The organism is Bacillus cereus group sp. BfR-BA-01316, from assembly GCF_022664195.1.
GTDB lineage: Bacteria > Bacillota > Bacilli > Bacillales > Bacillaceae_G > Bacillus_A.
Map to the genome: position 1 here is coordinate 1 of NZ_JAKUGX010000120.1, position 238 is coordinate 238.

Genomic DNA, 238 nt, shown 5'->3' on the forward strand with positions numbered 1-238 from the left:
TTATTGGTAGTAATGAATGTAATATTACAATAAGTGGTCCTAAAGCAGCTCAGTATCGAGTTCACCATGCATGTGGAGCGGGTGACACAGATGCACAAATGCGTTATGAACTATACTCCGAGGTTCCAACGCCAACACCTGCTGCAAAACGTCCTTCTGCTAATAACAGCAAAAATATCTCAGCTGTATCAAGAATTCCAAACAGCATGGAAATATGGTGGGTTGGAGCGAATGGTTC

At 42.4% G+C, this 238-nt stretch carries 1 pseudogene; it reads left to right on the plus strand.

Annotated elements, in window-relative coordinates:
- Positions 1-238: pseudogene (locus MR071_RS25265) on the plus strand (hypothetical protein); the annotation flags it as partial.